The sequence below is a fragment of the Streptomyces poriferorum genome (assembly GCF_019399235.1).
GTDB classification, from domain to species: Bacteria; Actinomycetota; Actinomycetes; order Streptomycetales; family Streptomycetaceae; genus Streptomyces; species Streptomyces poriferorum.
On sequence record NZ_JAELVH010000074.1, the window covers coordinates 20,207 to 33,802 of the forward strand.

General features: G+C 68.3%; 12 protein-coding genes and 2 pseudogenes. 7 read left to right on the forward strand and 7 right to left on the reverse strand.

Features of this window, described 5'->3' with window-relative positions:
- The first annotated feature begins 57 nt into the window (after window positions 1-57).
- On the forward strand, window positions 58-3,783 hold the full coding sequence (locus tag JGS39_RS15655; RefSeq protein WP_219569702.1) for a glycoside hydrolase family 2 TIM barrel-domain containing protein: 3,726 nt from the start codon (window positions 58-60) through the stop codon (window positions 3,781-3,783).
- A 16-nt stretch (window positions 3,784-3,799) separates the two neighbouring features.
- Here the strand turns inward: JGS39_RS15655 and JGS39_RS15660 are convergent, their stop codons facing one another.
- Complete coding sequence (locus tag JGS39_RS15660; protein ID WP_219569703.1) at window positions 3,800-4,495, reverse strand: FadR/GntR family transcriptional regulator; 696 nt, start codon at window positions 4,493-4,495, stop codon at window positions 3,800-3,802.
- A gap of 199 nt (window positions 4,496-4,694) precedes the next feature.
- Here JGS39_RS15660 and JGS39_RS15665 point away from each other — a divergent pair, with 199 nt between their 5' ends.
- On the forward strand, window positions 4,695-5,450 hold the full coding sequence (locus tag JGS39_RS15665) for an SDR family NAD(P)-dependent oxidoreductase (protein ID WP_219569704.1): 756 nt from the start codon (window positions 4,695-4,697) through the stop codon (window positions 5,448-5,450).
- Window positions 5,451-5,679: 229 nt separating this feature from the next.
- Here JGS39_RS15665 and JGS39_RS15670 read toward each other — a convergent pair whose 3' ends face one another.
- The gene (locus tag JGS39_RS15670) at window positions 5,680-5,820 is read right to left on the reverse strand and encodes a hypothetical protein (RefSeq protein WP_219569705.1); all 141 of its coding nucleotides are present in this window, start codon (window positions 5,818-5,820) and stop codon (window positions 5,680-5,682) included.
- 217 nt (window positions 5,821-6,037) lie between these two features.
- Between JGS39_RS15670 and JGS39_RS15675 the strand changes: the two genes are divergently transcribed.
- The 4 genes and pseudogenes from JGS39_RS15675 to JGS39_RS15690 form a co-directional block, all read left to right on the forward strand.
- Window positions 6,038-6,487 carry a universal stress protein gene (locus JGS39_RS15675; RefSeq protein ID WP_219569706.1) on the forward strand — a complete coding sequence of 150 codons (450 nt, stop codon included), beginning with the start codon at window positions 6,038-6,040 and terminating at the stop codon, window positions 6,485-6,487.
- A gap of 26 nt (window positions 6,488-6,513) precedes the next feature.
- On the forward strand, window positions 6,514-7,605 hold the full coding sequence (locus JGS39_RS15680; RefSeq protein ID WP_308120441.1) for an adenylate/guanylate cyclase domain-containing protein: 1,092 nt from the start codon (window positions 6,514-6,516) through the stop codon (window positions 7,603-7,605).
- Between the two features lie 495 nt (window positions 7,606-8,100).
- Complete coding sequence (locus JGS39_RS15685; protein WP_219569708.1) at window positions 8,101-8,706, forward strand: dihydrofolate reductase family protein; 606 nt, start codon at window positions 8,101-8,103, stop codon at window positions 8,704-8,706.
- 157 nt (window positions 8,707-8,863) lie between these two features.
- Window positions 8,864-9,458: pseudogene (locus JGS39_RS15690) on the forward strand (transposase); the annotation flags it as partial.
- Window positions 9,459-9,884: 426 nt separating this feature from the next.
- Here JGS39_RS15690 and JGS39_RS15695 read toward each other — a convergent pair.
- From JGS39_RS15695 to JGS39_RS15705, 4 genes and pseudogenes are all read right to left on the reverse strand, one after another.
- Window positions 9,885-10,184 (reverse strand): hypothetical protein, encoded by a 300-nt coding sequence (locus JGS39_RS15695; RefSeq protein WP_236063724.1) that lies wholly within the window; start codon window positions 10,182-10,184, stop codon window positions 9,885-9,887.
- A gap of 705 nt (window positions 10,185-10,889) precedes the next feature.
- Window positions 10,890-11,372 (reverse strand): DinB family protein, encoded by a 483-nt coding sequence (locus JGS39_RS15700; protein ID WP_219569709.1) that lies wholly within the window; start codon window positions 11,370-11,372, stop codon window positions 10,890-10,892.
- 308 nt (window positions 11,373-11,680) lie between these two features.
- Window positions 11,681-11,785: pseudogene (locus JGS39_RS40870) on the reverse strand (carboxymuconolactone decarboxylase family protein); the annotation flags it as partial.
- A 319-nt stretch (window positions 11,786-12,104) separates the two neighbouring features.
- Complete coding sequence (locus JGS39_RS15705) at window positions 12,105-12,656, reverse strand: GNAT family N-acetyltransferase (RefSeq protein ID WP_219569710.1); 552 nt, start codon at window positions 12,654-12,656, stop codon at window positions 12,105-12,107.
- Window positions 12,657-12,707: 51 nt separating this feature from the next.
- On the opposite strand from JGS39_RS15705, the gene JGS39_RS15710 reads away from it, so the two are divergent.
- A complete protein-coding gene (locus JGS39_RS15710; protein ID WP_219569711.1) occupies window positions 12,708-13,322 on the forward strand; it encodes a TetR/AcrR family transcriptional regulator in 615 nt (204 codons plus the stop codon).
- Between the two features lie 25 nt (window positions 13,323-13,347).
- Here the strand turns inward: JGS39_RS15710 and JGS39_RS15715 are convergent.
- On the reverse strand, window positions 13,348-13,596 hold a 249-nt coding region (locus JGS39_RS15715; RefSeq protein ID WP_219569712.1), incomplete at its 5' end, for a hypothetical protein.

Consider the following 13,596-nt stretch of genomic DNA (forward strand, 5'->3'; position numbering starts at 1 on the left):
CCACGTGCCCACACTGATCCGCACACATAGCAGCTTAGTTGTCAAGAAGGGTTTGACGTGACGTTCTCGCACAGCAGCACGCCTTCGGAACACACCGGCCCCGCCGCAAAGGCAGGAGGGTTCAGCCGCCGCGGTGTGCTGAAGAGCCTGGCGGCAGCGGGATTCCTCGCCGTAGCAGGTGATGTCTTCCTTGCCGCACCCGCCCATGCCGCCACCGCTCCGCCCGTGATCCCGCCCCTTCCCGAGACGGTCTCCGGGGTAAGCAACCCGCGCGTTCCCGTCGCCTCCGGGTGGCGCTGGACGTCCAGTCCTCCGGCATCCTTCTGGACATCCGGTACCGACACCTCCTCGTGGCACCCGCTCGACGTACCCGGCGAACCGGCCCTGCAGAACCAGTCCGTCCCCTCGGACACCGAATGCGCGTACACGGTCGAGGTCACCGTTCCGGCGGACTTCGCGGGCAAGCGCGTCATGCTCCGCTTCGACGGCGTCTACAGCTATGCCCGGCTGTGGGTCAACGGCACCGCCGTACGTACCCACGACGGCGGCTTCACCACCTGGTACGCCGACATCACCTCCCTGGTCACGCCGGGCCGCGCGGCCGTCGTCACCCTCGGCGTCACCGACCGGCCCACCAGCATCGCCGGCCAGTCCAACTACGCGCACCACATCATCGGCGGCATCCTGCGCGACGTCACCCTGGTCGCCCTGCCGGCTTCCCACCTCACGAGGCTGCACGCCGACACGACCTTCGACAGCGCGTACCGGGACGCCACGCTCACCGTGACCGCGGCCGCGTCGTTCCGGACGGGCCAGAGCGGAACGGCCACGCTCACCCTCACCGATCCCGAGGGCCGGCCGGTCGCGATCACTCCGTCGAAGATCGACCTGACCGGCACGGATCCGCAGCAACAGGCCGTGATCCCGGTCAAGGCTCCCCTCAAGTGGGACGCGGAACGCCCCCACCTCTACACCCTCACCGCTGCGTTCACCGCCGCAGGCGTGACCCAGACAGTGACCCGGAAGGTCGGGTTCCGTCAGGTCAAGGTGGAGGGAAACAAGCTGGTGGTCAACGGCAGCCCCGTACACCTGCTGGGCGTCTGTCATCACAGCATCACGGAGAAGCAGGGCCGTTCGACCAGCCCGGCCATGGAGGAGCAGGCCGCCCGGCTCTACAAGGAGGCCAACTGCAACTACATCCGCACCTCGCACTACCCGCCGACACCGGCGCTGCTCGACTGGGCCGACCGTCTCGGACTGTATGTCGAGGTCGAGTCGCCCGTCTGCTTCCAGCAGAGCACCGTCGATGATCCCGCCTACACCGATCAGTACATGACGCAGTTCGCCGAGATGATCGAACGCGACCGCAGCCACCCCTGCGTGATCGAGTGGTCCGTCGGCAACGAGAGCGGCATGGGCCGCAACTTCGCCTCGGAGAACACCTACGCCCACGAGACGGACCCGTCTCGTCCCACGGTCTTCGAGGACATGGGCCAGAGCAACGGCGGCAATCAGACCGACATCTACAGCGGCCACTACCCCAACCTCCAGAACGCCAACGGAAACGCCAAACAGCCCATCCAGTACGGCGAGTTCGCCCATGTGCCGTGCTACAACGTGGGGACCCTGAAGGAAGACCCCGGAGTGCGCGACTTCTGGGGCCACAGCATCGCCAAGCTGGCGGACAAGTTCCGTACCACGGACGGAGTCGTGGGCGGCGCGATCTGGGCGGCCATTGACGAGGTGTTCCACCTGGCCAACGGGCCTGTGGGGTATGGCGAGTGGGGCATCATCGACCTGTGGCGCCGCCGCAAGCCCGAATTCTGGCTCACGCAGAAGGCCTTCTCACCGGTACAGATCGCGGACGGGGTGCTCGACGGTCTGACCCCGGGAGGAGCCATACCGGTGCTGGTCAAGAACTGGCACGACCACAGCAACCTCGCAGAGCTCGAGGTCGGCTGGCAGATCGGCAACAGGTCGGGCACCATCGACGGCGTCAATATCGCACCCCGGCAGAGCGGCACCCTGACCGTCCCGGCCGGCGCCTGGTCGACGGGCGACACCCTGCGACTCACCTTCCGGCGTGGCACGGCGCTGATCGACGAATACCGGCTCTGGCTCAACACCCGTGCGACGCCGCCCTCCCCCTCCGACAGCGGCAAGGCGCCCACCGTCGACGAGGGCCCGGACACGATCACCGTCACGGGCGTCGACGAGCCGTTCGCAGTGGTGTTCGACAAGCGCACCGCGCGTCTCGTCGAAGCGACCGCCGACGGCACCGTGATCCTGACGAGTGGCCCGGACCTGGTGATCTCCCGTGCCGTTCCCGGACAGTGGGTGGGGACATCGGCGAGCGTGACCACGGCCGGCGGCCAGGTGACCGTCACCCTGAAGGGACGCTTCGGCGCCATCGACACCACGATCAAGGTGGCGGTGAGCCCTCGCGGTCTGCTGACCACGACCTACACGATCACCAACCCGCCCTCCGGCCAGGTCAGCGACGTGGGCATACGGTACGTCCTCGCCGACGGCACGGACACCTTGAGCTGGCAGCGGGACGCCCAGTGGACGGCGTACCCCGACGACCACATCGGCAGGGCGTCCGGTACCGCGACCCGCAGCCGGGCCACCGGCGCGGACGGATACCGCACGAAGCCCGACTGGCCGTGGGCTCAGGACACCCACAGCTACTTCCTGTTCGGCAAGGACAGCGCCGCACACTGGACCAATGACTTCCGCAGCGCCAAGGCGAACGTCAGGGTGGCCAAGGCCACCGCGGGGACGGCGGGACCGGGTGTGCAGGTTGAGTCGGACGGTACCGACTCGGTCCGGCTCGCACCCCTGGAGCCGTCGCTCATCGACGACGCTTCCCCGGACATCGTCTACACGGGTTCCTGGACCCATGCGGACGCGAGCTCGGGCTACACCGCCGGAGACCTCTTCGGCACGGAATCCTTCGCCAACGCAGCGGGGGCAGCGGCAGAACTGACCTTCACGGGTACGGGAGTCGGCCTGTATTCCGCCCGGGCGGACAATCTCGGCATCGTGAAGATCTCGGTGGACGGCAAGCCTGTGGAAACGGTCGACCTCTACGGCCCCGGCAAGGCGCCGGCCCAGCTCGTCTTCCGAAGCGCATCACTGGCGTACGGACGGCACACCGTCAGGGTGGAGTGCACCGGCACCAAGAACGCCGCTTCGAAGGGCGTCTTCGCGCTCGTCGACGCCTTCCAAGTGGTGGACCCGGTGATCGACGACGCGTCGGACGCGGTCGTCTACAAGGGGTCGTGGACGCATGCGGACTCGAGCAAGACGTGGACGAGCGGCGATCTCGGGCACACCGAATCCTTCAGCAGAACCGCAGGCGACACGGCGACCGTCAGGCTCTCGGGGACGGGCGTCCGCGTCATCTGCCCCAAGGGCCCCAACCAGGGGATCGCTGAGATCTCAATCGACGGCGGGCCCGCCACCGAGGTTGACCTCTATGCGTCGAGCAAGCAGTTCCAGCAACGGGTGCTCGAACGCACCGACCTGGTCGAGGGCCGGCACACTGTCAGCATCAAGGTGAGCGGCCGCAAGAACGCAGCCGCCACGGACGCCCATGTGGTCCTGGACGCATTCGAGGCGCTGACGAGCGACGCCTTCCCGCTCCAGGCTCCCGGCGTGGGGTTGATCGTCAGCGCCCGTATCAACTATCCCGACCTCGCCTGGGGCAACTACATCGACCCCGCGATCACGCTGCCGGCCGACTGGAGCGGCACGGCACGGGTGCGGCTTCTGCCCTGACAGCCCTCGGAGCGCATCACAGTCCGAGGTCGTGACCGGTCTCCGCGAGGTGGGCGGTCATGGCCTCGGCCGCGCGATTCCCGTCGCCACCGGCGATCGCGTCGGCGATGCGCCGGTGCGCATCGACCGTGGCTTCCTGCCCCGCCCCCCGGCGTTCACGACCGTGGTAGCTCGCTCTGCGGGAGTCGAGCAGGATTCCGTTCATTGCCGTGAGGATGAAGGAGAACAGCCCCGATGCGGCCAGTTCTGCGACGGCCTGATGGAAGGCGAGGTCCGCAGCGATGAACGCCTCCGGCTCACCGACCGCGTGGCCCATCGTGGCCAGCGCGCGATCCACCTCCGTCATGGAGTCCTCGCCGGCGGCGCGCCGCACTGCGGCCCGGCGCGCGAGCTCCGCCTCGATCACACGCCGGGTGTCGAGCAGGTCCGCCAGATCCATCGAGTTCTGGCTGAGACGGAAATCGAGGATCTGCTCCAGGACAGCGGGAGCGGGGACCGCTACACGCGCACGCTTGCCCTGGCTCGAGACGAGGACACCACGCGCGACCAGCGTGCGGATCGCCTCACGCACGGCGAGACGGTTGACACCGTGCCGCTCAGCGAGTTCACCCTCGGCCGGGATCTCATCGCCCGTCCGCAGACCGCGCAGCTTGATCTCGCCGATGATCTCCTGAGCCACGTGCTGACTCAGCGTCGTCCGCCCGATCGTCATGCGTTCACTCCCTCACCTCTGGGCAGGCGAGCCGTCCCCGCCTCCAGCCCGCCGACACGCTTGGCAGCCTAGCTGTTAAGTTCGCCTCGTATCCAAATCAGCACGCCGTCCCGGGGGCCCGCGCAAGTGATGGCTCTGCCCGGTGTGCTCCGTTACTCACCTCGACTACTCCCGCGCCCCGCGCGGAACGGAGACCGATATGTTTGACCTGAGCGAGGAAGTAGTGCTGGTCACCGGCGCCGCCCGCGGCATCGGCGCCTCCGTGGCAACGATGGCGGCAGCCGCCGGTGCAAGGGTGGGCCTCCTGGACATCGACGGTGACGGTGCGCGGGAAACCGCACGCCGAATCGGCCCGGCCGCCGGCTGGGCAGCGTGCGACATCACCTGCGAGGATCAGGTCCGCGATGCTGTGAGTGCCCTGCGCGACGAGCTGGGACCGGCAACAGGCCTGGTGAACAACGCAGGACGCAACTCGTATGCTGACGTGGTCGCCATGACCACCCAGCAATGGGACGAGGTGTTCGGCGTCGACCTCAAGGGAGCGTGGCTCATGGCCAGGGCTGTCCTGCCTGGCATGACCGCCCAGGGGCGGGGCGCGATCGTGAACATCGCCTCGATGCACGCCACGATGACCTGCCCCGGCATGTTCCCCTACGCCTCCGCCAAAGCCGGACTCGTAGGTCTGACGCGCAGCATGGCCCTCGAGGTGGGGTCGCAGGGTGTCCGGGTCAACGCGGTCAGCCCCGGATATATCGAGACGGACCTGCTGGCCGAGTATTTTGCCCAGGAGGCGCCGGATGTCCGCCAAGAAGCGACGGCCAAACACATCCTCGGCCGTCTCGGCACCCCCGACCAGGTCGCCTCTGTAGTCGCTTTCCTGCTGTCCGACGCTGCCGGGTTCGTCACCGGCGCGGACTGGGCTGTCGACGGAGGAGTCTCCGCCCGGTTCGCCTGAGGTGCAGCCCGGCGCCGTGCCAGAAGGGACCGCGGTCCCCCGGCCAGGTTGTTCCGTCCGGGGAGCGGCCGGTGGTGTCGGGGACGAACGGGCGCAGCACGCGCGACTCGGTGACCCCGGCCCGGTCGAGGCCCCGGCGTACGGCGTCGATGACGGCCCTGTGCGGGCTGGCGAACATGCATCCGAACTCGTGGACGCTGTCCGGCGTGCCGTCCTGACGGTCGAGGGGTCAGGCCAGGGCGCCGAGGTGTTCCAGACACAGGGCCGCAGCGATCTTCGGGACGAGGTCGTCGCGGTGCCGGTCGAGAAAGTCTTCGAGTCCCCATGCCGTGTGGGTGGCGTAGTGGCCCGTGGTGAGCAGGATCGGCACGCTGCGCGGCACCTCCTGTCGGGGTACGCGGGCCAGGTGGTGTGGACGCCGGCGCCGAACAGCAGCCCGCCTTCGGGTGGCCCTGGCCATCACCCGCTCCCTGAGCGTTCAGCCGCCGTGACGGCGCGCTCGTGTCACGCGCCGGCCCCTTGTCCAGCGCCGGGGCTGCACTCTATTTTACTCTGGAGTAAGTTGACTCTGGAGTAAGGAGTGCATCTTGACTGCCTATCGGACGGTCATGGTCGGCACCGACGGTTCGGACTCGTCGTTAGCAGCGGTCGAGGCGGCTGCCCGCCTGGCCGCCGCCTGCGAGGCGGAGTTGGTGATCGCCTGCGCTTATCTGCCGATGAGAGGACCCGAGTTGGACCTGGCACGGGACCAACTGGGGTCGGAGGCGTATCAGGTGGTGGGCTCGGCGCCCGCTGAGAGCACTCTGCGTACCGCCGGTGACCGGGCACGTGCGCAGGGCGCGGTGAACATGCGGGCAGTCGCAGTGCAGGGCGAACCGGTGCCCGCACTGGTACAGGTCGCCCGGGAGTCCGCCGTCGATCTCGTGGTTGTCGGCAACCGGGGGCTGCGCTCACTCGCCGGGCGCATCCTCGGCTCCGTACCCGCGGATATCGCCAGGAAGGCAGACCTCGACGTGCTGATCGTCCACACCACGTGAACGCGGCCGAGCCTGAACGGGAACGGGTGGCCCCGCCCAGCGGTGACCGACTGCGCCAAACCGTCGAGGGGGTGCTGCTCGGCACCGGCCGCCTCTGGACACGACGGGAGACAGCCGAGCGCTCCGGGGTGCGGCCCGAGCGCACGGAGCGGATCTGGCGTGCGCTCGGTTTCCCGACAGTCGACGACGACGCGCGGGTGTTCACGGATGCCGACGTCGACGCGTTGCGCGCAGGGGAGCGGCTCATCGAGGCCGGACTGATCACCGAAGAGAGCGAGACGATGATGGTACGGGCCCTGGGGCACCATCTGTCCAGGCTCGCCGAATGGCAGGTGCACACGCTCTGGACCTGGATGAACCACAGCTCGGCCAACCCCGGCGCGGGGGAGCTGATGGGGCACGCTGCGACGCTCCTGCCGGAGATCGAGCTCTTGCAGCGGCATGTGTGGCGTCGGCATCTCGCTGCGTACGCCGACCGGTTGATCGCCGAAGCGGAGGAGCAGCCCGTCTCGCCGCTGGAGGGGGTGGCGGCGCGGAAGGCCGAGCCAGTGGGGTCGGCGGCGGGTGAAGGGCTCCGGACCGCGGGCGGTGGCGATGTCCGCAACCGGTCAGTGGGGTTCACCGACATGGTGGGCTACACGCGGATGACCCGTGGGCTGGACAGCATCGAACTCGCCGGGGTGCTCGACCGGTTCGAGAGCCTTACCGGCGATGTGGTCGCGGAAGGGCGGGGGCGGGTGGTCAAGACCATCGGTGACGAGGTGCTCTTCATCTGCGAGTCGGCGTCCGCGGCCGCCGACATAGGCCTGGAGCTCACCGCGCGTACCGAAGCGGAATCAAGGCTCCCGCAGGTACGGACCGGGCTGGCGCACGGCGCTGTACTCAGCCGCTACGGCGACGTCTACGGCGCAGCGGTCAACATCGCTGCCCGGCTCACCGCGGTGGCCCGCCCGGACAGCGTACTGGTCGACACTGAATGCGCCAGCGAGCTGGCCGGCATGCCTGCCTACGAACTCAGGACTCTCCGCCCGGTGTCGGTACGCGGCTACAGCAGGCTGCGTCCCGTACTGCTGCGACGCCCGACTACCCGTCAGCGCGGGAACTCGGAGCCCTACTGACGAGCTCGGGCACAGTTTGGCCCTGTCCGGCGGATCGTGGATGGTCGCTACCCACAGAGGCAGCCGGTCAGCCCGTCGCATGGGGGCGCATGACCCTCTCAAAGCGTTTCGTCCTGCCGGGCCAGGTCCGGGCCGTGGCCACGGTGGACCCCTCCGGACCGCTGACCGTGACCGGCTACGGTGTGAATCCCATGGGGACGGTGATCACGAGGGTCGACCTCTCAGGCAGGCGGCGTGGCAGCGGACCTACCCGCGGACGGGCAGGCCGCAATCCCGTCTGTCCACGCAGGGCACGCTGTGGGTCGCCTACCCGGATGGCGACGGCCGGCTGCTGGAAGGTGTTCTGCCGGCGAGTCGGCTGGGCCCACGGCCGTCCGGAGTATCGACCCGATTGGCGGTCGGCCGGTCCGTTTTCTCGTTGCTCCACAGCGCGGCCGATGAGTTTGTGGCTCCCGGCTGGTCCAAGCTTGTGAGACCTCAGGAAAGGACCCTGCCATGTCGGAGCTTCTCGTTGACTTCATCACCTCCCTCGACGGCTACGCATCGGGTGAGGGGTGGCCCGGGTTCTGGGGCCTTGAGGGCCCGGAGTACCTTGCATGGCTCGGTGAGCAGCCCGAGGTCACCTACCTGATGGGAGCGAACACTTACCGTCTGATGTCGGGCTTCGCCGCAGGCGAGGTCCCGGATGGTCAGGACGAGTTCAGGCCCGAAGAGGAGGCGTCCGTTGACGAGCTCGCACGAGCGTCCAAGGTGGTGTTCTCCTCCTCGCTCGAGGAGCCGCTGACGTGGGCCAACTCCACGCTCGTGCGCGACGACGCTGTCGAGGCGGTCCGGGCCATGAAGTCGAGTGGCTCGGGGCTCCTCAGCACGATCGGCAGCCTCAGCCTGTGCCGGTCCCTGCTGCGTGCCGGACTCGTCGACCGGTTCCGGGTCGTGATGTTCCCGGTGATCACCGGGGCTACGGGTGAAGAACGCATCTACGACGGCTATCCGGACGTTGCCCTCGAGATGATCGAGCACCGCACCTTCGACGGCCGCATCCAGATGGTCGAGTACAAGCCCCGCGTGCTCGAGCACCCGCCGCTCTACGTCCCTGCGTAGTGTCACCCCGTCCCCGCCCATGATGGGGCGCCAGGCCGACGTCGGCGGGTGGCCAACGGCAGGGCGACCGATCCACCTGGCCCCGAGCCGCCGCCGATCCTCCCGGTCGCGCCGTCGGTCCGAGCCGCAGGGCCCAGCGGTTCGTCGAGGGAGCAATGCTCATATAGGCGAGTTGGCGGGCGAGCGGGACGACCAGGGTCGACGCCTGGTCGTCCGCAACGGCTACCACCAGCCGCGGAATGCCGCCACGGGCGCCGGAACGGTCGAGGTCAAAGCCCCCGTGCGTGAACGAGCGGGGGATCGATGTGTCCACGGGCGAGCGTAAACGGTTCTCCCCGGCGATCCTGCCGCCCTGGTGCCGCAAGTCCCCGAAGAGCAGCGAGGTCCTCCCGCTGCTCTATCTCCACGGCCTGTCGTCCGGTGACCTGGAAGGCCCTGGACGAGGTCTTTCCCGCCTCCCGGCATCAGAGGTGCTGGGTTCACAAATCGGCCAACGTGCTCAACGCTCTGCTGAAGCCGGCCCAGCCCGACGCCCGCATGGCGCTTCAGGACATCTGCAACGCCGAGGACCGCGAACACGCGCTGAAGGCTGTCACCTCGTCCGAGCACGCCTACGGCGCGAAGGGGCCCAAGGCCCAAAGAAGATCATTCACGATACGGCGGAGCTGCTGGCGTTCCAGGATTTCCCCGCCGAGCACTGGATCCACCTGTGCACGACCAACCCGATCGAGTCGACGTTCGCGACCGTCCGGCAAGCTGCAGTGAGGATGAGCCGTCCCTCGACTCCTGCTTGAGAACGTGCGCGGCGAATGCATCCAACCTCACACGTAAGTGCCCGGCCTGGCGGTACGTCATGGGGCTGTCGTACCCGCAAGGGCGACCAGGACCACGACGTCGACCGGGGCGGTCGTGGTGGTCTGGGCTCCGCCGGCCCATGCCCGCCCGCACGCTCAAGCTATGACATGGGCGGTGACACAGGTTATGAGCACGTCTATGACCCTCACCGAAGGAGGCGGTCTGCGTTTACCAGTCAGAGCACGGGAAACTTTGCATGGCTCGATGAGCAGCCCGAGGCCACCTATCTGATGGGCGACTGGACCGACCAGGTCTTTCATGAACTGCTGCGTTGTCAGGTGAGGGAAAGAGCCCGTTGCGGCGGCACTGACGGTGATCGGACCTCAGTCGGTAATGTACCAATTACCCTCGAGGTACTCCAGAGTGCTGCTGCCCAGCTCGCTCTCGGAGAACGTGACGGAGGCCCTGATCGCATCGGTCGGAATCTCGACCTTTGCGAGGGTCAGTACATCGACGCGCTGCGGGTCGACCGTCGCGGTTCGCAGGGCCTTCTTCTGTGCAGGCGAGATCATCTGAAACGTGACGACGAACGTCGATGTGCATGGGCCGAACCCCTGGTCCTCTGCCTGCTTCGCCGCCGGCCCGGCAACTTCGCAGACCGTGGCGATGTCCTCGCGTCCCACAGCATGGAGGTACTGCTCGTACCGCTGGATCGCGCCCTCCTTCGTCCTGGGCGCGGACTGGTCAGCGGTCGGCTCGGCTGACGGACTCTCGGCCCGCGGTGACACGGACGGTTCTTCGGACCGCGACGGTTCGGACGACGGCGTCGGCTTCGCGGCCGCGGACGTTTCGTCTCCCGACTTGTCCGGACCACACGCACTCGCGCCCAGCACCACGCACGTCGATACCGCCAGGCCCACCAGCGTCCGGACTCGCATTTCGGCCCCTCAATAACAGTCGGCAACAAAGGAGCGGACGCAGGATCTGGGGGAACGGTTCCCGAGCCCGTCCGGACGGGGCGCCAGCCGGCTTCGGAGCGTAGGGATCGGCGGGTGAATGCCTTGGAACAGACCATCGATTCGTTCGGTGATGACCGCGGCGTCACCTGTCCTGCGCGGGAGGCCGCCGCAGCATGACCGCCCCGGACGTCGCCTGCCGCCGCCTGAGCACAGCTCTCCGGCCGAACTTCACGCCCGGCTCAACCGCGGGTCTTTGCCAAGTGCGACGCCCACGACACCGACCGCCTCGACCCGGACGCTGCACTCGAAGCCCCTCGATGATCTGGGACACCGCCGCCAGGTCACCCAGTGGCTCCGCCCACGGGCCGCCCTCCGCACATCGTGCCCAGCTCAGCGGACACACCGCCCAGGACAACCCGGTCTCAGAACTCAGTCGGCCGCCAGTAGCTGCTCGCGCAGGATGTCGGCGTGCCCGCAGTGGTGGGCCAGCTCGCGTAGGACCTGCAAGTACACCCAGCGCAGCGTGCGCGGTCCGGCCCGGTGGCCGGTCACGACGGTGTCCAGTAGCAGGCCGGTCACCACCGTCCGGGCCGTTGCGCAGGCGCCCCGGTGGGCCGCCGTGACGGAGGCGATGGTGTCCTCGTCGGTGAGCCGGAAGGACTCGTCAGGGCTCTGGACCAAGCCGAGATCCCGACGGGACGTGCCGCCGACGCACTCCTCGAACCACACCCGCTGCATCCACGTGACGTGCTTGAGCAGTCCGAGCAACGTGGTCGCCGACGGGACGAGCCGACGGCGGGCCTGTTCCTCGGTGAGGCCGTCGAGTATGGCATCGAGGGCGCTCCGACACTCCGTCACGAACGCATCAAGCTGGATGCGTTCGTCGTCCAACGGCACATCGAACGAGCCCATCAGGGTCTCCCATCACTCCGTCAGCCGAGGGCACATCAGCTCGTGCGAGCGGCGGCCCACGGCAACATCACAATCCTAAGACCCCTTGGCGGCTGGATCGAGCTGTCCGCTGCCTGTCGGCAAACGAACCGCGATCATTCCCGGCGGCGCCTGCTGTACGGCAACTACTCATACCTGCATCAGGACGCCCGGTGAGGGGCCAAACGGCGGTTCGCTGTGTTGAGGTGGGACGTCTCCGTGGCAATGGGCCGCGGCGGCATCGTGAGGGCTGCGGCGGGCAGGCCGCGGGTGTGCTCCTGGCCGGGCTCATGTCCGAGTCCGGCGCCTAGGGCGAACGTTCGTGAGGCCAGCTCCGGGTTGCGGTGCAGTACGCGGAACAGCGTGAGTGGCTCGTGCGGCACACCCGGCGGCATCCATCGGCGGAGCGCCCGGTCGACGGCCCCGTGGGTGAGGGGGCAGCACCGACTCGACGTCCAGTCGCGTGTAGGCGTGGGACCATCCCCGCACGCGCGGGGATGGCCTCAGCTCCAGACCCTCGTATCCGAATCCGCCGAACTGCTGCTCCTCGCTCGCGACCTGCTGGTGGCTGGTTGTTTCCATCCACGCCGGCTCGGGGCCGCCCACCTGTGGCGGGGGCCCCGGGGAGACCGGTTCACGCGCGGACCCGCGAAGAGCCTCCCGTTGTTCGCCGGAGAGGCAGACGGCACGGCTGCCGGGCGAGGCCGGTTCCGGTCATCGTCCCAGGTCTCGCCATTCGGGAGCGAGGACAGCCCAGACCTGCTTGTCGTAGCGTCTGCCCTCATAGGGCCATGCTTCGCGTCGCACACCCTCGAGCGTCATGCCGAGCCGCTTGGCCACCGCCGAACTGCGGTCGTTGTCGGCCCGGCAGTGCCACTCGGCCCGATGCAGTCCCCGCACGGTGAACGCCCAGTCCAGCAGCGCGCGGCATGCTTGCGTGACCACGCCGTGGCCCTCGGCGGAGGGCTCCAGCCAGCAGCCGACCTCGCACGAGCCGAAGGCGGCGTCGAAGCTGGTGAACATCACGCCACCGACCAGCAATCCATCGTGCCGGACGCCGTACAGACGGGCACCGTCGCGCGCCTGGAATTCCGCGTACCGCTGGAGTGTGGCGCGCGCCCCGGCCAGGTCGTCGGTGACGAAGGACGGCCCGACCCAAGGGCGGATGTGCTCACGCGCCCGGTCGAGGTGGTCGGCGAACTCTTGGGCGTGCCAGACCTCCAGCGGGCCGAGGTGGGCGTTGTCGCGCAGCGGCAACGAGAACATGAAGACCTCCCCATTCGCATAACAAGTGTTGTGGAAATGTACCGTGGTGGTATGTCACGCACCAAGGGAGATCACGAGGCACGCCGACGCGATGTCTCCGAAGCCGTCTGGCAGGTGATGGCCGCACGCGGCTTCGCCGGCCTGACTCTGCGCGCCGTCGCCGCCGAGCTTGGTGCGACCACCGGCCTGCTCACGCACTACTTCCCGACCAAACGGGCCCTGGTGGAGTACGCCCTCGACCTGCTCGAACAACGGACGCTCTCCCGCCCTCGCCGGGACTCGGGGAGGGGCTTGGCCTCCCTCAGGGACGCGCTGCTGGACATCCTGCCGATGACTCCCGAGTCCACTGACAGCAACCGGATCTGGGTGTCCTCCTGGGATGCCGCGCTTGCCGACCCCGATCTGAGTGCCGACCATGCCCGCAAGTACGCAGTGGGCCGCGACAGACTGACCGATCGGGTGGCCGCGGCCCAGGAGCTCGGAGAACTGCCCCCGGGCAATCCCGCGGACGTCGCGGCCGGGGCTCAGTCGTTTGTTCTGGGCCTGGTCGTTCAGGCCTTGTTCGCCCCGACGGTGTTCCCGCCGCAGCGGCAGGTCCAGCTCCTCGACGACTACCTGGGAGCGCTGACCGCACCGGATCACTCCAACGAAGGGAGCTCTGCGTGATCCTGACGGCCGAGCGCGATCGGTATCACAGCTCCGGATTCATGACCGAAGGCGTGATCTTGACCTCCTGGCGAATGTGAATGGTCTGGTAGCCGGTGGCGCCGCGTCCAGAGACAGCTCGGCAGGGGGCGGGGGAGATGACGGAAAACGGATGGGTGGTCGCGGCACGTTCGGACCGCTCGGCGGGGCGAGCACCTCGAAGTGGGCACACCAGCGCCGGGGCGGGCGGGCACCGGGCATGAAAAAGGCCTCCCCGGCGGATCAGAATCCGCAC

Bases quoted from the DNA above. Each gene is read 5' to 3' on its own strand.
- JGS39_RS15665 (WP_219569704.1), top strand. From the start codon at position 4,695: ATGTTTGACCTGAGCGAGGAAGTAGTGCTGGTCACCGGCGCCGCCCGC.
- JGS39_RS15660 (WP_219569703.1), bottom strand. From the start codon at position 4,495: ATGACGATCGGGCGGACGACGCTGAGTCAGCACGTGGCTCAGGAGATC.
- JGS39_RS15700 (WP_219569709.1), bottom strand. From the start codon at position 11,372: ATGGGCTCGTTCGATGTGCCGTTGGACGACGAACGCATCCAGCTTGAT.
- JGS39_RS15705 (WP_219569710.1), bottom strand. From the start codon at position 12,656: ATGTTCTCGTTGCCGCTGCGCGACAACGCCCACCTCGGCCCGCTGGAG.
- JGS39_RS15685 (WP_219569708.1), top strand. From the start codon at position 8,101: ATGTCGGAGCTTCTCGTTGACTTCATCACCTCCCTCGACGGCTACGCA.
- JGS39_RS15710 (WP_219569711.1), top strand. From the start codon at position 12,708: ATGTCACGCACCAAGGGAGATCACGAGGCACGCCGACGCGATGTCTCC.